Here is a 282-nt window from a genome sequence, read left to right on the forward strand (position 1 = left end):
ATGAAATTGGCTGTCATGATCAGGATCGGCATCGCCGCCTGCTCGATGGAGACGTTGATCGCCGTCGTGTAGTTGAGTGCGGTGTAAAAGATCGTGTTGAACAAAGTGAAGCCGCTGGCGCCCAGTGCCGCCAGAACGAACCAGTGCCTGCGCACCACTGGCCAGTCCTCCCGTATCGTCTTCCAGCCGATCGGCAGCAGGATCGCCACGGCCAGCACCCAGCGCAGGAAGACCAGCGTCATCGGCGACACGTGGTCGACCGCCAGCTTGCCGGCCACCGAG

The 282-nt window shown here is 62.1% G+C and carries 1 protein-coding gene; it reads right to left on the bottom strand.

The window, feature by feature from the left end:
* A partial coding sequence (locus EN808_RS36015; RefSeq protein WP_135918284.1) for a DMT family transporter occupies positions 1 to 282 on the bottom strand: 282 nt, incomplete at both ends.

The organism is Mesorhizobium sp. M8A.F.Ca.ET.165.01.1.1, assembly GCF_004792065.1.
Classification (GTDB): domain Bacteria; phylum Pseudomonadota; class Alphaproteobacteria; order Rhizobiales; family Rhizobiaceae; genus Mesorhizobium.